This window comes from Streptomyces sp. NPDC002785 (genome assembly GCF_040295565.1).
In the GTDB taxonomy this organism is placed as follows: Bacteria; Actinomycetota; Actinomycetes; order Streptomycetales; family Streptomycetaceae; genus Streptomyces.
In genome coordinates this window covers 12,326-32,316 of record NZ_JBEOVN010000070.1, presented here as the reverse complement: position 1 = coordinate 32,316, position 19,991 = coordinate 12,326, and the positions used below count along the sequence as shown (strand labels likewise).

The window sequence follows — 19,991 nt, the reverse complement described above, 5'->3', positions numbered from 1 at the left end:
TTCCACTGGGGGGTGATTGGTTTTCTGAGGTGTGTTTTTCCTATATCCGGTATCTTGGCGTGTTGCTCCTCGGGCGTGGGTGGGGGGTGGGGGGGTGGGGCGCGGCCGGGGCCGCGCACCCACTTCTCATCGAGGACAACACCGCGCACCGCCACTACGTCACTTCCCGGGGCCGCTCGGTGTGTCAGGGGGCCCGGTGCGGGCTGCCGCAGGAGCGGAGGAAGTCCCGGGTGCGGCGGGCGATGGGGAGGGGCTTGTCGGGCGGGCACGGATACATGTCCTGTTCGACGATGGCGAAGAGATCGACGTCCAGTTTGCGGGCGGCGGCGAGTACGGGCTCCAGCGCGGGCACCCCACCCGGCGGTTCGCACATCACGCCGCGCGCCACGGCGGGCCCGAACGGCACCTCGCCGGCCACGACTTCGGCCAGGATCTTTGGGTCGACCTGCTTGAGATGCAGATAGCCGATCCGTTCGCCGTAGGTCTCGATCAGCTTGACGCTGTCGCCGCCGCAGTAGGCGTAGTGGCCGGTGTCGAGGCAGAGCGAGACCAGGTCGGGATCGGTGGCGTCGAGGAAGCGGCTGACGTTCTCCTCGCTGTCGATATGGGTGTCGGCATGCGGATGGACGACGATGCGCAGCCCGAAACGGTCCCGCACCTCGCGGCCCAGCCGCTCTGTCTGGGTGGTGAGGCTGCGCCACTGCTCCGCGGTGAGGCTGCGGTCCTCCAGGAGCTCGCCCGTCTTGTCGTCGCGCCAGAACGACGGGATGACCACCAGATGCCCGGCACCCATCGCCCGGGTGAGTGCCGCGATGTCGGCGACGTGCGCCCAGGTCCGGTCCCAGACGTCCGGTCCATGGTGCAATCCGGTGAAAACGGTCCCGGCCGAGACCATGAGCCCGCGGCGGCGGGTCTCGTCGGCGAGGCGGGCCGGGTCGGTCGGGAGGTAGCCGTACGGGCCGAGCTCGATCCACTCGTAACCCGCCGCGGAGACCTCGTCGAGGAAGCGCTGCCAGGGCACTTGCTGTGGATCATCGGGGAACCACACACCCCACGAGTCGGGTGCCGAACCGATCCGGATGCGGGCCGGAGCCAATGCGGAGGAGGGCATGCGGCCCAGCCTCCCGGCTCGGGAGACGAGTGTCAATCATTCGTCCGTATGTCCGGACAAAGCATTGACAGGGTTGCGGGGGAGGGCTAGACCTGGGAGCAGCCGCCCCGGTCGCCGGTCGAAGGGATGTATATGCCTGAGCTGTACGACGTGATCACCATGGGCCGGATCGGTGTGGATCTCTACCCCCTGCAGACCGGTCTGCCGCTGGCCCGGGTCGAGACATTCGGGAAGTTCCTCGGCGGCTCACCGGCCAATGTCGCCGTCGCGGCAGCCCGGCTCGGCCGGCGGACCGCCGTGGTGACCCGCACGGGCCGGGACCCCTTCGGGGAGTATCTCCATCACCAGTTGCGGGAGTTCGGGGTGGACGACCGGTGGGTGACGCCCGTCGACGCGTATCCGACGCCGGTCACCTTCTGCGAGATCTTCCCGCCCGATGACTTCCCGCTCTACTTCTACCGGCAGCCCAAGGCCCCCGATCTGGAGATCCAGGAGTCCGAGCTCGACCTCGACGCGGTGCGGTCCGCCCGGGTCTTCTGGATGACGGGCACCGGGCTGTGCGCCGAACCGAGCCGCACATCGACCCTCGCCGCTCTGCGCGCCCGCGACCGGTCCGGCGGGATCACCGTCTTCGACCTCGACTGGCGCCCGATGTTCTGGGGCACGACAGAAGAAACCCCCGGAACCTCGCCCAGCCCCACCGCCCGCTACCGCGAGGCCCTTGTCCATGCCACCGTCGCCGTCGGCAACCTCGACGAGTGCGAGATTGCGACCGGCGAGCGCGAGCCGTTCGCGGCCGCCCGCGCCCTGATCGCCGCAGGCGTCGAGCTCGCCGTCGTCAAACAGGGCCCCAAGGGCGTACTCGCCGTCCACCGCGACGGCACGGTGGCCGATGTGCCGCCGCTGCCCGTCGAGGTCGTCAACGGGCTCGGTGCCGGTGACGCCTTCGGCGGGGCACTCTGCCACGGGCTGCTCGCAGGATGGGAGACCGAACGCATCATGCGGTATGCCAACGCCGCCGGTGCCATCGTCGCCTCCCGGCTCGCCTGCTCGTCCGCCATGCCGTTCCCGCACGAAGTCGAAGCGGCCCTGACCGAAGGTGCCGTCACCTCCCGCCCCACCGGAGCCACCCCATGACGCCCCCGGCCTCCTCGGTCTCCGAACTCGTCCAGCTGCGCATGCGCCACCCCGAGGCCGTCGCCGAAGCCGCCGCGCGACGCCGCAGACGTCCCCTCGTCGGCAGCGACGGACGCCTGTTGATCATCGCCGCGGACCATCCGGCCCGCGGCTCCCTCGCCGTCGGCGACCGTGAACTGGCCATGGCCAACCGCTTCGAGCTCCTGGAACGACTCTGCCTCGCCCTCTCCCGCCCCGGCGTCGACGGCGTCCTCGCCACCGCCGACATCCTCGACGACCTGCTGCTCCTCGGCGTGTTGGAGAACAAGGTCGTCATCGGCTCGATGAACCGCGGCGGACTCGCGGGCGCCGCCTTCGAACTCGACGACCGCTTCACCGGCCACCGACCCGAGGACCTCGCCCGGCTCCGCTTCGACGCGGGCAAGCTGCTCCTCCGTATCGACTACGACGACCCCGGCTCGCTCGACACCCTGCACGCCACCGCCCGCGCGATCGACGCCATGGCCGCACACCGGCTGCCCGTCTTCGTCGAGCCGTTCCTCTGCCGCCGCACGGACGGCCACGTCCGCAACGACCTCGGTGCGAAGGCGGTCACCACCTCGATCGCCATCGCCTCGGGGCTGGCCGGGACATCCGCGTACACCTGGCTCAAGGTCCCCGTCACCGAGAACCCCGACGACATGGCCCGGGTGATGGAGGCCTCGACGCTGCCCTCCGTGCTACTGGGCGGCGAGGTGGGCGACGACCTGGACGGCGCGTTCGAGAAGTGGCGCACGGCGCTGCAACTACCGACCGTCCAGGGCTTGGTGGTGGGGCGTTCGCTGCTCTACCCGGCCGACGGGAAGGTGGCCGCCGCCGTCGACACGGCCGTATCCCTGCTGGAGCCGAGAGGAACGGGCAGGAACCGGGTATCAAGTGGGGAATGGGTATGACGACGCACAACGAACCGCGGTACCACCTCGGCGCCGGGAGCGCGGCGAGCGGCCCCTACTCCCTCGACATCGACCCGAAGCGCGCCGGCTGGGACCGGTCCAGCCTGCGTGTGCTGGAGCTCGGGCCGGGCGGAATTCACACGCTTGTCACCGGGGAGAGCGAATGGATCATCCTGCCGTTGACCGGTGGCTGTACGGTGCACGCCTCAGGTGAGATCTTTGAACTGCTGGGCCGGGAAAGCGTGTTCAGCGGGGTATCCGACTTCGCGTACGTACCGCGTGACGCCCATGCACAGATCGCCTCCGGCGCAGGAGGCCGCTTCGCCCTGGCAGGAGCGAAGTGCGAGCGACGACTCCCCGCTCGCTACGGCCCCGCGCCGGAGGTACCCGTCGAGCTGCGCGGGAGGGGGAACTGCTCCCGCCAGGTCAACAACTTCGCCGCCGCCGACACCTTCGAGTGCGACCGGCTGATCGCCGTCGAGGTGCTCACCCCCGGCGGCAACTGGTCCTCCTACCCACCGCACAAGCACGACGAGCACCGCCCCGGCATCGAGTCCGTGCTGGAGGAGATCTACTACTTCGAGGTGGAGAACGACGGCCTCGGCTACCACCGTGTGTCGCCGTCGAGGCACGGCGGTACGGATGTCCTCGCCGAGGTCCGCAGCGGCGACGCGGTCCTCATTCCCGACGGCTGGCACGGCCCGTCCATCGCCGCCCCCGGCCGCGCCCTCTACTACCTCAATGTGATGGCGGGCCCGGGAGAGCAGCGGGAGTGGTTGATCAGCGACCACCCCGACCACGGCTGGATCCGCGACACCTGGCCGTCGCAGCCGGTGGACCCGAGACTCCCGTTCTACGGGACGGAGGAGACCTCGTGAGCGCCCCACGCACCCGCAGGCTCACCACGGCCCAGGCCCTGGTGTCCTTCCTGTCCCGCCAGTACACCGAGCGAGACGGCCGGCGTCAGCGCCTGATCAGCGCCACCTGGGGCATCTTCGGCCACGGAAACGTCGCCGGAATCGGTCAGGCACTCGTCGAGTCGGGCCGAGCGATGCCCTATCTCCAGGGCCGCAACGAGCAGGCCATGGTGCACGCCGCCGTCGGCTACGCACGCCAGTCCGGCCGGCTCTCCGCGCACGCCGTCACCACCTCCATCGGCCCCGGTGCCACCAACCTCGTGACCGGCGCCGCCCTCGCCACCATCAACCACCTCCCCGTCCTCCTCCTGCCCGGGGACACCTTCGCGACCCGGCCCGCCGACCCCGTGCTCCAGCAGCTCGAAGTCCCGTCCGCGGGCGACATCTCGGTCAACGACTGCCTGCGTCCCGTCTCCCGCTACTTCGACCGGATCACCCGCCCCGAGGCCCTGATCCCGGCCGCACTCCAGGCCATGCGAACCCTCGCCGACCCGGCGGAGACCGGCGCGGTCACCCTCGCGCTGCCGCAGGACGTGCAGGCCCAGGCGTACGACTGGCCGCAGGAGTTCTTCGCCGAGCGCATCTGGTACGTACGCCGGCCGGCCCCCGATCCGCATGAACTCGACCTGGCGGTACGGGCCGTGCGAAGTGCCCGCCGGCCGCTGATCGTGGCGGGCGGCGGCGTCCACCACAGCGCGGCGCAGGAGACCCTGGCCGCGTTCGCCGCCGCCACCCGTATTCCCGTCGCCTCCACCCAGGCCGGCAAGGGCTCGCTGCGTCACGACCACCCCGCCGATGTCGGCGGCATCGGCCACACCGGCACCGCGACCGCCGACGAGCTGGCCCGCACCGCCGACCTGGTGATCGGCATCGGCACCCGCTACAGCGACTTCACCACCGCCTCCGCCACGCTCTTCTCCAACCCGGCGGTCCGCTTCCTCAACCTCAACATCACCGGCTTCGACGCCCACAAGCTCGGCGCGCTCCCGCTCGTCGCCGACGCCCGCACCGCCCTCGAAGCCCTCACCGCCGCACTCGCCGCACGCAATCACCGCGTCGCCCCGTCCTACGAGACCGAGTACACCGGGGCCAAGGAGAAGTGGGAGCAGCGCGTCACCGCCGCGTTCACCGCCGAGGACCCGGACGCCCGCCCCACCCAGGCCCAGGTCCTCGGCCTCCTCGACGCCCTCGTCACCGAGGACGACATCCTGATCAACGCGGCCGGCTCGCTCCCCGGTGACCTGCACAAACTCTGGCGGGCCCGCTCCGTGCACCAGTACCACGTCGAATACGGCTACTCCTGCATGGGCTACGAGATCCCGGCCGCGATCGGGGTCCAGCTGGCCGCACCCGACCGCCCCGTCTGGGCCCTCGTCGGTGACGGCACGTATCTGATGAACCCCACCGAGATCGTCACCGCGGTGCAGCAGGAACTCCCCGTGAAGCTGGTCGTCCTGCAGAACCATGGCTACGCGTCCATCGGCGGCCTCTCCGAGACGGTCGGCGGCGAGCGTTTCGGTACGGCCTACCGCCGCCGCGCCGCGAACGGCGCCCTCACCGGCCCCCCGCTCCCCGTCGACCTCGCCGCCAACGCCGGCTCGCTGGGGATGCGGGTGCTGCGCGCCAAGACCGTGTGTGACCTGCGCGAAGCCCTTGCCGAGGCGCGCGCCGCGGACCGTCCCACTTGTGTCTACGTCGAGACCGAAACGGCAGACACAGTGTCGGGCCCCCCTCCGGCGCAGGCATGGTGGGATGTTCCCGTAGCTGAAACGGCCACCCGGCCGTCGGCCGTGAAAGCCCGGGAAGAGTACGACCGTCACGTCGCCGACCGACGCCACCACCTTTGAAGGAGTTCTGTCATGAAGACCGTCAACCACTGGATCGGTGGCAAGACCGTCGAGGGTGCGTCGGGCAACTACGGCCCGGTCACCGACCCGGCCACCGGCGCCGTCACCACCCAGGTCGCGCTCGCATCGCTCGAAGAGGTCGACGCCGCGGTCGCCGCCGCCAAGGACGCCTACGCCACCTGGGGCACGTCCTCGCTGGCCGCCCGCACGGCGGTTCTCTTCCGCTACCGAGCGCTGCTCGACGCCCACCGCGACGAGATCGCCGCGCTGATCACCGCCGAGCACGGCAAGGTGCACTCGGACGCGCTGGGCGAGGTAGCCCGTGGTCTGGAGATCGTCGAGCTGGCCTGCGGCATCACCACCCAGCTCAAGGGCGAGCTGTCCACCCAGGTCTCCAGCCGGGTCGACGTCTCCTCGATCCGCCAGTCGCTCGGTGTCGTCGCCGGCATCACCCCGTTCAACTTCCCGGCCATGGTGCCGATGTGGATGTTCCCGCTCGCCATCGCCTGCGGAAACACCTTTGTGCTCAAGCCCAGCGAGAAGGACCCGTCGACCGCCATCCTGCTGGCCGAGCTGGCCGCCGAGGCCGGTCTGCCGGACGGCGTGCTGAACGTCCTGCACGGTGACAAGGTCGCCGTCGACGGGCTCCTCGCCCACCCCGACGTGGCCGCGGTCTCCTTCGTGGGCTCCACCCCGATCGCCCGCTACATCCACACGACCGCCACCGCCAACGGCAAGCGCGTCCAGGCGCTCGGCGGTGCGAAGAACCACATGCTGGTGCTGCCGGACGCGGACCTCGACGCCGCGGCCGACGCCGCCGTCTCCGCCGCCTACGGCTCCGCCGGTGAGCGCTGCATGGCCATCTCCGCGGTCGTCGCGGTCGGCTCCATCGCCGACGAGCTCGTCGCCAAGATCAAGGAGCGCGCCGAGAAGATCAAGATCGGCCCCGGCAACGACCCGACGTCCGAGATGGGCCCGCTGATCACCGCCGCCCACCGCGACAAGGTCGCCTCCTACGTCGCGGGCGCCGCCGCCCAGGGCGCCGACGTCGTCCTCGACGGCACCGGCTTCACCGTCGAGGGCTTCGAGGACGGCCACTGGATCGGCCTCTCCCTCCTCGACAACGTGTCCACCGACTCGGACGCGTACAAGGACGAGATCTTCGGCCCGGTCCTGTGTGTCCTGCGCACCGAGACGTACGAAGAGGGCGTCGCCCTCATGAACGCCTCGCCGTTCGGCAACGGCACCGCGATCTTCACCCGCGACGGCGGCGCCGCCCGCCGCTTCCAGCTGGAGATCGAGGCCGGCATGGTCGGCGTCAACGTGCCGATCCCGGTGCCGGTCGGCTACCACTCCTTCGGTGGCTGGAAGGACTCCCTCTTCGGTGACCACCACATCTACGGCAACGACGGCGTGCACTTCTACACCCGCGGCAAGGTCGTCACCACGCGCTGGCCGGACCCGGCCGACGCCCCGGCGGGCGTGGACCTGGGCTTCCCGCGCAACCACTGATCCGCGAGCACTGATCAGCGAGCACTGATCGGCGAGCACTGATCCGTAACCGCTGATCCGCAGGCCCGCCCGACGGCCCGTACGGAAGCTGTTTCCGTACGGGCCGTCGTCGTGTCCGCGACACCCCCGCGCTCACGTGCCGCTGACGCCGGGGACACAGGCCCGTGCCGCCGCTTTGAGGCGCGCTCTCACATGCGCCGCAGACCCATGTACTGGAGCCCACCCATGGCTGCCACGACCAGGCCCTGGAACACGATCCACCCGTTGCCGATTCCCGTCGCGGTCAGTGCGTCCACGACGACCGTCGCGACACTGGCCACGGCCCAGGCCACGTTCAGCGTGATGATGAAGCCGACCGAGCCGCGGCTGATGTTCTCCTGACGGGAGACGGCCAGTACCCACAGGGCGTACACGGTGAGGAACACGCCCACCGGGTACTGCACCGAGAGGGGTACGCCGAGGAACGAGTCCAGGACCGTGGCGAGTACGAGGTATCCGATGCCGTTCGCACCGGTGAGGATCACGTCCGCCACGAGGGCGAATCGGAGAAGGCTGTCGGAACGGGTGGCGGTCGTCGCCGGGACCGTACCCGCGTTCTGGGACGACATCATGAGGTCTTCCTTTCGTTGTCATGCTGTTGACCTGAAGGTGTGGGCCCAAAGGCGCTCCCGGCATCGGGGAACGCCAGGTCGGGCGAACCGAGGAGGACCCGGGTCTCGGTATTCGCCGGCAGGAACGATTCGAGCGCGATGCCGCTCAGTGGGCCGGAGGGAAGATCGGAGCAAAGGATGCCGGGACGCTCGCCGAACGAGGTGACGATGTGGAAGAAGGTCAACAGGTGCCCGTCCCGGTGCATTTCGATGGGCAGAAGCAGACGGTCCGCTTGTCCGGATTCGAAGAATTCGGCTTCCTCGGCGGACTTGGTCGATTCGGCATCCTGCACCGATGGAAGGCCGTCTATGGACGCTTCCAATTCTCGAAGTCGGCTGTCGCCGCTGATCGCACTCCATCGCCTGAGCATGCGTATGACGTGACATCTCACCTGGGCGAGGTTGGTCAGATGTGGCGCCAGTCCATCGGGGTGCAGAATGATGCGGAGAAAATTGGCCGGTGCCAGGAGATGGGCGGCGACATCGCCCATCAGTATTTCCATCGTGTGATTGAGAGCCACGATGTTCCAGCAGCTGTCGGTGACCATGGCCGGATACGGTTCATGGCCGGTCAGCAGCTTCTCCAGAACCGGGCGAATGTCATCCGGCAACGGGGGAGTGCTGTCGTACCAGCGCAGCCTTCCCGCCGCGGTCGCACGGTCGACGAGCTGCTGTCGGTGCGAGGGTGGCAGCCCGAGCGCCCGGGCGATGCGGAGAACCGTCTCGGCGTCGGGCTTCTGCTCGCAGGTCTCGATTCTGCTCAGCTGGTTCAGGGAAAAGCCGGCCCGCTCGGCAAGCGCCTGCTTGCTGAGTGATTTCTGGCGCCGCAGGTCACGCAGGAGCAGCCCCAGGACGCCGTCGTTTTCGAAGGAACGCATGCCCATACGGGGACGGTAATGACCGGCGCCGGGCCGCCTCAATTACCTCTCAGGTAATCATCGTCGGCGGGAGCGGGTCGTCGGCCGTTCAGGAGCCGGCGGATGTGCTGCGCGTGCCGCGGTCGTGTCCACGTGGTGGGTGATGTCGCGTCGGGTGTCCGTGCGACGCCGGGCCAGGAGGTCGCGGGCGCGGTCGTAGCGCTCGCGGGGGGTCTCCATCGGCTTCCATCCCCCGACGCCCACTTGTCCTTGTGCGGCCCTCCCTTCGCGTCGATTACCTTTTGCTCATGCGGCATTACGGTGAGCGAATAGGCTGTCATTAATGTGAAGCAGGCCACGTGAGTGGCGTCACTCTTGTGGCGATTTGAGGTATTTACCGTGTGGGGTGGGCCACGTGACGGGTGTCACTATGAAATCGAATAGTAGGCGTACCGTGCCGGAATCCCGGTGGTTGGCGGCACTTTCCCGATCATTTCCTATCACCCGGTACGAATCCCCATAGTAAAGAGGGGGTATTGACCTGAATTTCTCCCTCGATTAACAATTCTTGGCATCACCCCACGACGGAAGAGGAATTTCCGAATGCAGTTCACCGCGATGCCCAAGAAGTTCGCCCGCATGACCAGGACCAAGACGATCTCGCTGGGCATGGCCGCAGCCGGCGCAGCCGTTGTGGCCGGCGCCCTCGCCGGAGCCCCGGCCGCCTCGGCCGCCACCCCCGCCCAGTCCGGCGGCGGCAACGTCGACGCCTGGATCAACCAGGCGCTGAAGGTTATGCACGCAAAGGGCATCCCCGGCACCTACGACGGCATCCACCGCAACCTGATGCGCGAGTCCTCCGGTAACCCCAACGCCATCAACGGCTGGGACTCCAACGCCGCCAAGGGCATCCCGTCCAAGGGCCTGCTCCAGGTCATCGACCCCACCTTCAAGAGCTACCACGTGGGCGGCACCTCCAAGAACATCTACGACCCCGTCGCCAACATCGCCGCCGCCGCCAACTACGCCGCCCACCGCTACGGCTCCATCGACAACGTCAACTCGGCCTACTGACCGGGACGTTACGATCGTGCGGCCGTGCCCGGCGGATTCTGAAGCCGAAGAGGGGAGCCGCGACGGCTCCCCGCCTGCGCCCCGGTTTCCGTAAATCCGCCCGAGGGTTTTGGGGTTCGTGCGCGCCCGTAACTCGCTCGCCGTACCCGCCCGGCCGGTGCTGTGATGGGGTCATGACCGACCCGACCAACCCACAGCACGAGATCCGCGCCCAGTACACGGATACGACCGTCACCGTCTACCAGGCGTATTCCCCGTTCATCGGTCTGCCCGCCGTCCGCGACGGACGCTTCCCGGACGTCTGGAAGCGCGACCGCATGACATGGATCAAGCCGAGCTTCCTGTGGATGATGTATCGCTGCGGCTGGGCCACGAAGGAGGGCCAGGAGACCGTCCTGGCCGTCGAGATCACCCGTGAGGGCTTCGACTGGGCCCTGGCCGGCGCCGAACTCTCCCACTACGTGAGGTCAGTTCACCCCGACCGCGCCACCTGGCAGCGCAATCTGCGCCGGAGCCCGGCCCGCGTCCAGTGGGATCCCGAGCGTGACCTCCGCCTGGACCGGCTTCCGTACCGCTCCCTCCAGCTCGGACTCTCCGGTGAGGCGGCGCGGCGATACGCGGACGAGTGGACGGTGTCGATCCGTGACGTCACTCCGCTGGCCCGGCAGATCCACGAACTGGTCGCGGCCGGGCGGCTCGACAGTGCGGCGGAACTCCTGCCGCGCGAGTCGCCGTACCCATCGGCCGGCGCCGCGCTTGCGGCGGGGTGACAGCCTGACCCGTAACCCGGGCAAAAGAGCTAATACCCCATAAGGGGCATATCTGGCGTTACGCTCCGCGCATGACCCACCATGTCATCCCTCTGGCGGCATCCGGCCTGAAGATCGACTGGGCCAGGATGCCGACGTACAACACGATCATGGCGGTGGCCGCCGGTGCCGGGCTGCTGCTTGTGGTGGCGCTGGGGCGTCAGCTCCTCACATCCGGGCGCACCATCACCCCCGAAGGCTGGGTGCTGGCGTTCGGGGCCATCGGCTTCACCCTGGTCACCACCGGCCTCCATATGACCCTGACGTGGCCGCTCGCCGGACAGGGCTTCCCGTTCGACAACGTCATCTTCGGCGAACCGGCGCTCGCCTTCGGCGTCTTTCTCCTCGCCGCGTCCTTCTACCTCTGGAAACGCGGCGCCGAACTCAACAGCGCCGACCGCATCGTCCGCACGGCCCGTGTCGCCTCGCCCATCTCCGTCTTCGTGTTCGGCCTCGGGCTCGCCTGCTTCGGGATCGCCGCCGCAGGCTGGAAATACACCCTTTTCGCCGCGCCGCCCGAGGAACCCATCTCCGGGGAGTTCGCGAAGTGGCCGATGCTGGAAGCGAGCTTCATGTCCGGGCTGTACGTCCTCGTGGGCATCGGCGCGCTCCTCTTCCCCTTCGCGCTGCACCGGCCCAGGAGCTGGATGAGTCCGGTCATCGGAGTCGTCTGGGGGCTGGCAGGACTGGCGTTCCTGCTCTTCGGCGGGCTCAACTACTTCACCCACATCGGCCTCATCATCAACACCATGTGAGTCACTCAGGACCTCGGTGGGCCAACCGGGCCCACCGGGTTCCCCCACCCCGTGACGGCCACCACCTCGCGCGCGATGTCCGTCACCTTCCGCCCGTCCGTCGCCATCCGGACCGTGTCCGCCGGCGAATGCTCGTCCAGGAGGCGGGCCTTGCGGACGCTGTTCGCCACCTCACGGTCCAGTTCCGAGCCGATCTCGCGCCCCGCGAGCCGACCGTACGTCGTGGTGTCGGAGGCGGTCAGCAGGATGCGAACGATCCGTACGTCCATACCCATCGCGCGCTCGAACATCGCCGCCGACTCCGGCAGCACGCACACCGTGTTCGTGTAGATCAGGTGCCGGTAGCCGAGTTCCGCGAAGTTGGACCAGACGGCCGTCAGATTCCGCTCGGTGATCCCCGCGCGGTGCGGATCGCCCTCCGGCGCCGGATGGACCTGGCCCATCAGGTCGCCCTCCACGACCGCGTGCGCCGCCTCGACGGCCCGTAGCTGCGCCGAAACCTCCCAGGCCACGGTCGACTTGCCTACGCCCGCGCGCCCGCCGATGAGCAGTACCTCTGCGTGATTCATGTCGGCAGGGTGCCAGCCCACGACGGCTTCCGCGATCCGATTGCGCGGCCGTGTCGAACGCGCCCGCCCGAACGGCGTGGCGTGCCGCATGTGGAGCGGCTTCCTGCCGGCGTACCCGATCGCGATGATCACGGGCCTGGAACACAACCCTCAGGCGCAGCCATCGGTCTGAGTCTGCACAGTGCCAGTGCGGTGTGGGTGGTTCGCACACTCCCATCTCTTGCACCCCCAACACCCCCCCAATCCCTGAACGAAGGAGTCCACGTGGCATCCCGTGCCCTCGGAACCACCGTGGTTCTCGCCATCACCGTGGCGACCGCCGTGATCACCTTTCCCAACGCCCAGGCATCGACACCCGCCCCGGCCCCCGTCACGGCCTCGGCGTCCCCCACCGGGGCCGTGCCCACCCCGGCCCCGCGACGCGACGACTTCAACGGGGACGGCTTCCCGGACCTGGCCTTCACCGCGCCCGGTGCCATCGTCGGCGGCAAGGCCGAAGCCGGGTACGTGGGTGTGGTGTACGGCTCCAAGAACGGTCTGCAGACCTCCAGCAAAAAGGTCTTCACCCAGGACTCGCCGGGAATCCCGGACACCGCCGAGGCCGGTGACGCGTTCGGCAGCTCGACGGTCTCCGCCGACCTGGACAAGGACGGGTACAGCGACCTCGTGGTCGGCGCGGGGAGCGAGACGGTCGGCACGTCCAAGTCCGCCGGTTCGCTCACCGTGATCTGGGGCGGCGCGCACGGACTGTCCGGTGGCGCGACCCTCCTGACCGGCGACGAGCGGTACGACGGGATCGGCGGCAAAACCGCGGTCGGCGATTTCGACGGCGACGGAGCCATGGACATCGTCACCCTCGGGATGGGCGACCTCCATGTCCTGTCCGGCCCGTTCAAGCGCGATGGCAGCGCGGCGACCCCCGTCAGAGTGATCCGCGACATGGACGATCTGCGCTACATGGAGCTCACCGTCGGCGACCTCAACGGCGACGGCCGCGACGATCTGGCCGCCGCTGCCCACGACGGCGACGAGTACGATGCCCGGCGCATCCTCGTCCGTAACGGCAGCGCCACCGGTCTCAGCGAGAAATACACCGTCGTCAAGCGGCCGGACGGCTTCCGCCTCCAGGCCGGCGAGACCATCACGGCCGGCCAGGTCAACGGCGACAAGTACGCCGACCTCGTCGTGGGCCGTGTGGTCGAGGGCTACGACAGCGACCTGGACACACCACTCGCCCTGGGCGGCATGGTCACCTACGTCCCGGGCAGCGCCACCGGCCCGCGGGGCGACCGGGCCAAGGTCTTCAACCAGGACAGCGCCGGTGTCCCCGGTGCCGCCGAAGTGCACGATGGATTCGGCGCGTCGCTGTCGATCGGCGACATGAACGGTGACGGCTACGGCGACATCGCCGTCGGCGTCCCCTACGAGGACCTCGGCACGACAAAGAACGCGGGCTCCGTCCTGATCCTCCCCGGCACCGCATCCGGCCCCACCGGCACCGGCACGGTGGGCTTCAACCAGGACACGGTGAACGTCCCCGGTGCGGCCGAGACGAACGACGAGTTCGGCGGCGCCGTCAAGCTGGTCGACGCCAACCGCGACGGCCGCACCGAACTGGCCGTCGGCGCCCCCGGCGAGAACGCCGACGCGGGCTCCCTGTGGGTCTTCCCGGCCACGGCCTCCGGTGTGACGGCCAAGGGGTCGTTCACGTTCGGCCACGGGACGCTGGGCACAGTGGCGACGGGCGCGGAGCTGGGATCGTCGTTCAACCGCTGACCCGTAGGGCATGTCCCGTGCTCCGCCGGACCCGGCCCGGCCCCGACGCCGCCGCTCGCCATAGGGGATTCATAGATGCTTCCCGGATCATGTTCCGGAACTGACCGATCGGATCCGTGATGACTAGGGAGGCGGTTATGAGCGACAGGACGCCCCATGATGCGGACGGCCGCGACAGCGACCAGCTGCTGGCAGAACTGGACGAGGAGATCACGTCCTGGCTGGAACAAGGCGGAATGAATCTGATGACGATCCTGAACAGCCAGAGCGTGTCCGACGAGGCGACCGTCAAGAACACGATCTGGGACCTCGTGCAGCAGGACGGCTTCGGCGGGACCGGGACCGCCGACCGGTCCTCGGGGCTCCTCGGCCGGCGGGACATCGACTCCGGCACCTGCTGGAGCAATCTGCTGGCCACATACATCGACTTCCTGAGCTGTTCGCTGCTGCCGCACACCGGCGACGGGGGCTCCATGGTGTCGTTCGGCCTCGACGAGGGGCACGCGGGCGGTTGCGGCTGACCGCGTCCGGTCAGCAGACGGTCGCCCGTCGCCCGCCGTCCGGTGTGCCGGGGGAAGCCGGTTCCCCGCGGCTCTGCTCGCGGGCGAAGAGCCGTACCAGCGGCATGAGGCGGTAGCGCGGCGGGACCCGGCCGGAGACCTCCAGCAGACGGGTCCCGGCCAGGCTCTCCAGAGCGTCCTCGGCCTCCTCCTCCAAGCAGCCGAGGACGTTCGCCGCCTCCCCTGCGCTGAAGAAGTCGGGGCAGCGGGACGCCAGGACACCCAGGGCCGTGCGCACCGGCCCGGTCACCCGCCGGTGACAGCAGGACAGCGCCGCCCGGATGTCGAGGTCGCCCGCCCGCAGCTCGTCGAGCCTGCGCTCCTCCGGTTCGAGCCGGGCCGCCGCCGCCGCGAGCCGCCGGTGCGGGTGCGCCGCCAGCCGGGCCGCCACGATCCGCAGCGCGAGCGGCAGCCGGTCGCACAGTTCGACGATGCGGGCGGCCGCGTCGGGCTCGGCCTCGGTCCGTTCGGCCCCCACGATCGCGCTCAGCATCCGGCGACCCTCGCCGGGGCCCATCGGGCCGAGGGTGACCGTACGCGCCCCTGGCAGCGTGGTGAAGGAGTCGCGGCTGGTGATCAGCGTGCGGCAGCCGCCCGCGCCCGGCAGCAGCGGGCGGACCTGGCGGTCGTCGGCGGCGTTGTCCAGGAGCACCAGCATCCGGCGGTCGGCGAGCAGACTGCGGTAGAGCTGGCCGCGCTCCTCCGGGGACGCCGGAAGGTTGTGCTCCGCGACGCCCATGGCCCGCAGGAACCAGCCGAGTACCTCGGTGGGGGAGCGGGGGCGTTCGGACGGTCCGGACAGGTCGGCGTAGAGCTGGCCGTCCGGGAAGCTGCGCCGTGACCGGTGCGCGGCACGCACGGCCAGGGCCGACTTGCCGGAACCCGCGGCGCCCGACACCACGGCATGGCGGGGTCCCCCTTGGCACAGGGCGGCCGCGATGCCCTCCAGTTCCGGACGGCGGCCGGTGAAGTCCGCGACATCGGCGGGCAGCATCGCGGGCACGACACCGCTCCAGGCGCCGCGGTCGCGCACCCGCGCCACCGGAGGGCGGGGCGCACCGTCCGGCAGGGCGGGCGCCGTGCCGGTGACCACCACCTCGCGCGCGGCGGGCCTCGCGAGGGTGCCGGTCAGCACTGACTGCCGGATGTCACGCAGGGCCCGGCCCGGGTCCACGCCCAGCTCGTCGCGGAGCACCCGTCGGCAGCGCTCGTACACCGCGAGGGCCTCCGCCTGCCGGCCACACCGGTGCAGAGCGGTCATGAGCTGGCCGAGCAGCCGCTCGCGCAGGGGGTTCTCCATCACCAGCCGCATCAGCTGCGGAACCGCCGCGTCGTGGCGTCCCAGGGCCAGTTCGGCTTCGATCCGGCTTTCCCGCGCGGACAGGAAGGCCTCGTCCAGGAAGGGCTGTTCGCGTTCCTTCAGGTGGGCGGTGACGTTGGAGAGTACCGACCCGCGCCGCAGCGCGAGCGCCTGCCCGAGGTGATCGGCCGCCGCGGCGTAACGGCCCGCCGTCAGGTCCGCGCGGCCGCGGCCCGCCAGGCTTTCGAAAGCCGTCCGGTCGAAGTAGGCGCCATACGTCTCCAGCCGGTAGGAGTTGGCACGGCGCTCGAGGTGGACGCCGGTATGCAGGCGCTTTCTGAGCTGGGAGACGTAGGTGTAGAGCTGGGCCGTCGCGGTGGCGGGCGGTTCGCACCCCCACAGCAGCGCCTTGAGCCGGTCGTCGGAGAGCGGCCGGCCCCCGGCGAGCAGCATCGCCGCGAGTACCGTGCGCTGCTTCGCTCCGCCGAGGGTGACCGGCCGCCCGCCGGTCTCGGCCTCGACCGGCCCGAGTACGCGGAACACGAACGGGTCGAAGCTGTTCACACCCGCCGGTCCCCGTCCTTTGCCCGGCGGCCGGGCGCGGGTGCCGCGCGGCGCGGCGGGCGGGCGGCACCCGCGCCCGCGGGTCCGAGTCGGGCGACGCGGTCGCGCACGGCGGTGTCGCTGTACCCCGGCATGTTCGGTCTCCAGTGGGTGGTTCAGCCCGTGCGGTGGGCCACGAAGTCGCAGAGCGCGTCGAGGACCCTGAGCGCCGGGGTCCGCGGCAGGGCCGAGAGGGCGGTACGGGCCAGCGCCAGGCGCTCGTCCATCATGGCCCCGGCCGAGGCGAGCGCGGCGGAGTTCCGCAGGAGTTCCAGCGCCCGGTGGTGCCGGCGCGTCCCGGCCGCCGGTTCGGCGGCGATCAGGGCACGCAGTTCGCCGTCGTCCGGGTCGTCGCCGGCCAGGGCCAGCAGCACGGGGAGGCTGGGCACCCCCGCCACCACGTCCATGCCCGGTTCCTTGCCCAGCGCGGAGGCGGGCGAACTGATGTCGAGGAGGTCGTCGGATATCTGGAAGGCGAGGCCCAGTTGCTCGCCGTACTCGGTGAGGACATCGGTGTGCGCCTCGGGCGCGCCTGCCTGAATGGCGCCGAGCCGCAGCGACAGGGCGATCAGGGATGCGGACTTGCCGGCCGTCACCTGGAAGTAGTGGTCCAGGGGTGCGGTGCCGGGCCCCGGCCCGAGCAGCTCCAGTGTCTGGCCGTGCACCAGCCGGTCGGCGGCCTCGGCGTTCACCCGCACCGCGTGCGGCCCGAGTTCGCATGCCATCCGGGCGGCCTGGGCGAGGAGCCAGTCCCCGGCGAACACCGCGCGGCGGTTTCCCCAGCGGGCGTTGGCGCTGTCGGCCCCGTGCCGGGTGTCGGCGTCGTCGATGACGTCGTCGTGGTAGAGGGAGGAGACGTGGACGAGTTCGGCCAGGACGGCCGCGTCGATGACACCCCTGCTCCCGGGGTCTCCGAACTCCGCGCCCAGCAGGACCAGAAGGGGCCGCAGCCGCTTTCCGCCGGTGGCCACGAGATGCCCGACGAGTGAGGCGAGTCGGGGGTCGGCGGTAAGGGCGGTGCGCTCCTGAAGGCGCTGTTCGACGCTCCGCAGGCGCTCGGTCAGCCGGTCCCGCAGTGCCGGATCGTCGGCGGCGAGTCCGGACACGAGGGAACGGCGCTCCGGGGCGCTCAACACGTTCATCCGGGCTCCTGAGGGTATGAGGCACGGGATTCCCCGGCCAGGCACTACGGGGGTCCGGACGGTACGCGCGGTGGCCGGGAAGCGGACGGCGTCCGCGGCGGGTTCCGCCGGGGACGTCAGGACTGTCGCACCGGGCCCGGAGCGCGGGCAACGGCCCTGGCAGGTTCTTGCCGCGTTGGCAGCTCGGCGCGGGTGGCGGCGGAACCGGCGGCCAGACTGCGGGGCAGGGCGGGCGCCCCTCCATGTCCCGGCCCGGTAACCCCCAACCCAGGAAGCATGAAGGAGCACCATGTTCGGACGGATAGGGCGGTTCGCCGTCAACCGGCCCTGGCTGACGATCACCGTCTGGATCATCGCGGCCGTCGCCGCCGTCGCGCTCGCGCCGCAGCTGAAGAGCACGAATGACCAGGCGGACTTCCTGCCGGCCCACTACGAGTCGGTACGCGTCACGGAGCTCCAGCAGCGCGCGTTCCCGACGGCGGAACAGCCGTCCGCCATCGCGGTGTTCCAGCGTGCCGACCGGGGCAAACTCTCGGCGGCCGATCTGGCGGAAGTGACCCGGATCGCCGGGGCCCTGCAGGCCGAAGGCTACGACAAGGTGAAGTCGGTCCTGACGAGCCCCGAGGCCGTATCGCCCAACGGCAAGGTGGCGCTGGCGAGCGTCTTCGCCACGACGAAGAACCACTACGACCAGAAGCTCTTCGAGTCGGTGAAGCAGCTCAGGGCGGACGCCAAGCCGCTGCTCGCGAAGACCGGCCTGACCATGGGCGTGACCGGGCAGACCGCCAGCGGGCTGGACAACCTCGAGTCCTCCGGCGACACCGACGCGATGATCATGCTGGCGACGCTGGTGCTGATCGTGGTGCTGCTGATGGTGATCTTCCGCAGTCCGCTCATCGCGCTGCTGCCGGTCCTGATGATTTTCCTGGTGTTCGTCGTGGCCTCCGGGCTGATCTCCACCGCCGCCGAACTCGGCGGACTCCAGGCCGACTCCTCGGTCTCCGCCATCCTGATCGTGGTGCTGTTCGGCGTCGGCACCGACTACATCCTTTTCCTGCTCTTCCGGTACCGCGAGCACCTGCGGGAGGGACAGGCCCCCAAGGAGGCCATGATCGACGCGGTGGCACGGGTCGGCGAGACCCTCGCCTCCGCGGCCGGCGCGGTCATCGTCGCCTTCCTCGCCCTGGTGCTCTCCACCATGGGCATGCTGCGCACCATGGGCCCGTCGCTGGCCATCGCCGTGGGCGTCACTCTGCTGGCCTCCCTCACCCTCGTACCCGCCGTCTTCTCACTGCTGGGCACCAAGGCGTTCTGGCCCTCCAAGGCGTGGAAGAAGCAGCCCAAGGGCGTCCTCGCCGGCCGACTCGGCAACCTCGTCTCCCGGCGGCCCGGCCTCCTCGCGGGCATCTCCGGCGGCCTGCTGGCCGTCATGAGCGTGGCCGCGTTCGGCTTCAGCGCCGAGTTCGACGCCGAGAGCTCGCTGCCGCAGAACCTGGAGTCCGTACAGGCATCCAAGGACCTCAGGCGCGGCTTCGCCGCCGGGCAGACCGACCCCACCCTGGTGTTCGTCGCCTCCAAGGACGGCAAGCGGCTCGACTCCGCCGGCCTGGAGACGTTCCGCAAGGAGCTCTCCGGCGTCAAGGGTGTGGGCGACGTCTCTCCCGCCATGCTCGCCACCACCGGGGACGCGGCGCAGTTCAGCGTCGTCCTGGACTTCCGCCCCGCCGAGGAGGCGGCCATCGACCTGGTCTCCGGAGACCTGCGCGACACCGCGCACCGGGCGGCGCCCGAGGGCACCGAGGCGCTCGTCGGTGGCACCAGCGCGGTCCTCGCGGACATCCGCACCGCCGTCGACCACGACTACTCGCTGGTCTTTCCGATCGCCGGCATCGCCATCATGGTGATTCTCGGACTCCTGCTGCGCAGCGTCGTCGCGCCCTGGTACCTGATCGCGGCCGTGGGTCTCGGGTTCGGTGCCACCCTCGGCTCGGCCGTCATGGTCTTCCAGCAGTTCAAGGGCGAGAGCGGGCTGATGTTCGCGCTGCCCGTGTACGTCTACCTGTTCGTGGTGGCGATCGGTACCGACTACAACATCCTCATGGTGGCCCGCCTCCGCGAGGAGGTCGCCCGGGGCAGGACCCAGCAGGAGGCCGTCCGGCTCGCCGTGACCCACGCTGCGCCCACCATCGGGGCCGCCGCCGTCATCCTGGCGGGCACCTTCGGCGTCCTGATGCTGGCCGGCAACAGCATGCTCCAGCAGCTGGGCTTCGCGGTGTCGTTCGGCATTCTGATCACCGCCTTCGTGATGGCGCTGGTGCTGGTACCAACGGTCACCTCGCTGCTCGGCGAACGGGCCTGGTGGCCCGGCCGAGACCGCCAGGGACCGGCGGAAGGTGCCGACGCCGTGCAGGCGCCGGCATCCGAGCCGGCCACGACGTGA

19 protein-coding genes are annotated in these 19,991 nt (G+C 70.0%); 11 read left to right on the top strand and 8 right to left on the bottom strand.

Translation table 11 applies throughout. The features are described 5' to 3' along the window. Positions 1–184 precede the first annotated feature (184 nt). The gene (locus tag ABTZ94_RS18550) at positions 185–1,111 is read right to left on the bottom strand and encodes a sugar phosphate isomerase/epimerase family protein (protein WP_351202128.1); all 927 of its coding nucleotides are present in this window, start codon (positions 1,109–1,111) and stop codon (positions 185–187) included. 132 nt (positions 1,112–1,243) lie between these two features. On the opposite strand from ABTZ94_RS18550, the gene iolC reads away from it, so the two are divergent. Genes iolC through ABTZ94_RS18525 form a run of 5 tightly spaced genes read left to right on the top strand, consistent with a single transcriptional unit; the run spans position 1,244 to position 7,456 of the window. Next, complete coding sequence (gene iolC / locus ABTZ94_RS18545) at positions 1,244–2,248, top strand: 5-dehydro-2-deoxygluconokinase (protein ID WP_351202127.1); 1,005 nt, start codon at positions 1,244–1,246, stop codon at positions 2,246–2,248. Next, the gene (locus ABTZ94_RS18540; protein WP_351202126.1) at positions 2,245–3,180 is read left to right on the top strand and encodes a Cgl0159 family (beta/alpha)8-fold protein; all 936 of its coding nucleotides are present in this window, start codon (positions 2,245–2,247) and stop codon (positions 3,178–3,180) included. The genes iolC and ABTZ94_RS18540 overlap by 4 nt, the downstream gene beginning before the upstream one ends. Further along, entirely contained in the window at positions 3,177–4,058 is an 882-nt protein-coding gene (gene iolB / locus ABTZ94_RS18535; protein ID WP_351202125.1) for a 5-deoxy-glucuronate isomerase, read from the top strand. The genes ABTZ94_RS18540 and iolB overlap by 4 nt, the downstream gene beginning before the upstream one ends. Continuing rightward, a complete protein-coding gene (iolD, locus tag ABTZ94_RS18530; protein ID WP_351202124.1) occupies positions 4,055–5,944 on the top strand; it encodes a 3D-(3,5/4)-trihydroxycyclohexane-1,2-dione acylhydrolase (decyclizing) in 1,890 nt (629 codons plus the stop codon). Before iolB ends, iolD begins: the two co-directional genes overlap by 4 nt. 12 nt (positions 5,945–5,956) lie before the next feature. Next, positions 5,957–7,456 (top strand): CoA-acylating methylmalonate-semialdehyde dehydrogenase, encoded by a 1,500-nt coding sequence (locus tag ABTZ94_RS18525; RefSeq protein ID WP_351202123.1) that lies wholly within the window; start codon positions 5,957–5,959, stop codon positions 7,454–7,456. A gap of 188 nt (positions 7,457–7,644) precedes the next feature. On the opposite strand, the gene ABTZ94_RS18520 is transcribed toward ABTZ94_RS18525, so the two are convergent. Genes ABTZ94_RS18520 through ABTZ94_RS18510 form a run of 3 tightly spaced genes read right to left on the bottom strand, consistent with a single transcriptional unit; the run spans position 7,645 to position 9,203 of the window. Next, the gene (locus ABTZ94_RS18520; RefSeq protein WP_351202122.1) at positions 7,645–8,067 is read right to left on the bottom strand and encodes a hypothetical protein; all 423 of its coding nucleotides are present in this window, start codon (positions 8,065–8,067) and stop codon (positions 7,645–7,647) included. Beyond that, a complete protein-coding gene (locus tag ABTZ94_RS18515) occupies positions 8,064–8,990 on the bottom strand; it encodes a helix-turn-helix domain-containing protein (RefSeq protein WP_351202121.1) in 927 nt (308 codons plus the stop codon). The genes ABTZ94_RS18520 and ABTZ94_RS18515 overlap by 4 nt, the downstream gene beginning before the upstream one ends. 51 nt (positions 8,991–9,041) lie before the next feature. Beyond that, positions 9,042–9,203 (bottom strand): hypothetical protein, encoded by a 162-nt coding sequence (locus ABTZ94_RS18510; RefSeq protein WP_351202120.1) that lies wholly within the window; start codon positions 9,201–9,203, stop codon positions 9,042–9,044. 363 nt (positions 9,204–9,566) lie between these two features. Here ABTZ94_RS18510 and ABTZ94_RS18505 point away from each other — a divergent pair, with 363 nt between their 5' ends. The 3 genes from ABTZ94_RS18505 to ABTZ94_RS18495 all read left to right on the top strand — a co-directional run bounded on the left by ABTZ94_RS18505 (position 9,567) and on the right by ABTZ94_RS18495 (position 11,601). Then, positions 9,567–10,037 (top strand): transglycosylase SLT domain-containing protein, encoded by a 471-nt coding sequence (locus tag ABTZ94_RS18505; protein WP_351202119.1) that lies wholly within the window; start codon positions 9,567–9,569, stop codon positions 10,035–10,037. A 173-nt stretch (positions 10,038–10,210) separates the two neighbouring features. Beyond that, a complete protein-coding gene (locus tag ABTZ94_RS18500; RefSeq protein ID WP_351202118.1) occupies positions 10,211–10,807 on the top strand; it encodes a DUF4291 domain-containing protein in 597 nt (198 codons plus the stop codon). Positions 10,808–10,878: 71 nt separating this feature from the next. Continuing rightward, on the top strand, positions 10,879–11,601 hold the full coding sequence (locus ABTZ94_RS18495) for a DUF981 domain-containing protein (protein ID WP_351202117.1): 723 nt from the start codon (positions 10,879–10,881) through the stop codon (positions 11,599–11,601). A 5-nt stretch (positions 11,602–11,606) separates the two neighbouring features. Here the strand turns inward: ABTZ94_RS18495 and ABTZ94_RS18490 are convergent, their stop codons facing one another. Next, the gene (locus tag ABTZ94_RS18490) at positions 11,607–12,170 is read right to left on the bottom strand and encodes an AAA family ATPase (protein WP_351202116.1); all 564 of its coding nucleotides are present in this window, start codon (positions 12,168–12,170) and stop codon (positions 11,607–11,609) included. Between the two features lie 264 nt (positions 12,171–12,434). On the opposite strand from ABTZ94_RS18490, the gene ABTZ94_RS18485 reads away from it, so the two are divergent. Both ABTZ94_RS18485 and ABTZ94_RS18480 read left to right on the top strand, forming a co-directional pair. Continuing rightward, positions 12,435–13,946 carry an FG-GAP and VCBS repeat-containing protein gene (locus ABTZ94_RS18485; RefSeq protein ID WP_351202115.1) on the top strand — a complete coding sequence of 504 codons (1,512 nt, stop codon included), beginning with the start codon at positions 12,435–12,437 and terminating at the stop codon, positions 13,944–13,946. A gap of 137 nt (positions 13,947–14,083) precedes the next feature. Next, positions 14,084–14,467 (top strand): DUF6269 family protein, encoded by a 384-nt coding sequence (locus tag ABTZ94_RS18480; RefSeq protein WP_351202114.1) that lies wholly within the window; start codon positions 14,084–14,086, stop codon positions 14,465–14,467. A gap of 10 nt (positions 14,468–14,477) precedes the next feature. Here ABTZ94_RS18480 and ABTZ94_RS18475 read toward each other — a convergent pair whose 3' ends face one another. The 3 genes from ABTZ94_RS18475 to ABTZ94_RS18465 are packed head-to-tail and all read right to left on the bottom strand — an operon-like array spanning position 14,478 to position 17,551. After that, on the bottom strand, positions 14,478–16,370 hold the full coding sequence (locus ABTZ94_RS18475) for an AfsR/SARP family transcriptional regulator (RefSeq protein WP_351202113.1): 1,893 nt from the start codon (positions 16,368–16,370) through the stop codon (positions 14,478–14,480). Continuing rightward, a complete protein-coding gene (locus ABTZ94_RS18470) occupies positions 16,367–16,504 on the bottom strand; it encodes a hypothetical protein (protein ID WP_351202112.1) in 138 nt (45 codons plus the stop codon). Before ABTZ94_RS18470 ends, ABTZ94_RS18475 begins: the two co-directional genes overlap by 4 nt. Positions 16,505–16,525: 21 nt before the next feature. Beyond that, positions 16,526–17,551, bottom strand: coding sequence for a polyprenyl synthetase family protein (locus ABTZ94_RS18465; RefSeq protein WP_351202111.1), 1,026 nt, complete (start codon positions 17,549–17,551; stop codon positions 16,526–16,528). A gap of 289 nt (positions 17,552–17,840) precedes the next feature. On the opposite strand from ABTZ94_RS18465, the gene ABTZ94_RS18460 reads away from it, so the two are divergent. Beyond that, the gene (locus ABTZ94_RS18460) at positions 17,841–19,991 is read left to right on the top strand and encodes an MMPL family transporter (RefSeq protein WP_351202110.1); all 2,151 of its coding nucleotides are present in this window, start codon (positions 17,841–17,843) and stop codon (positions 19,989–19,991) included.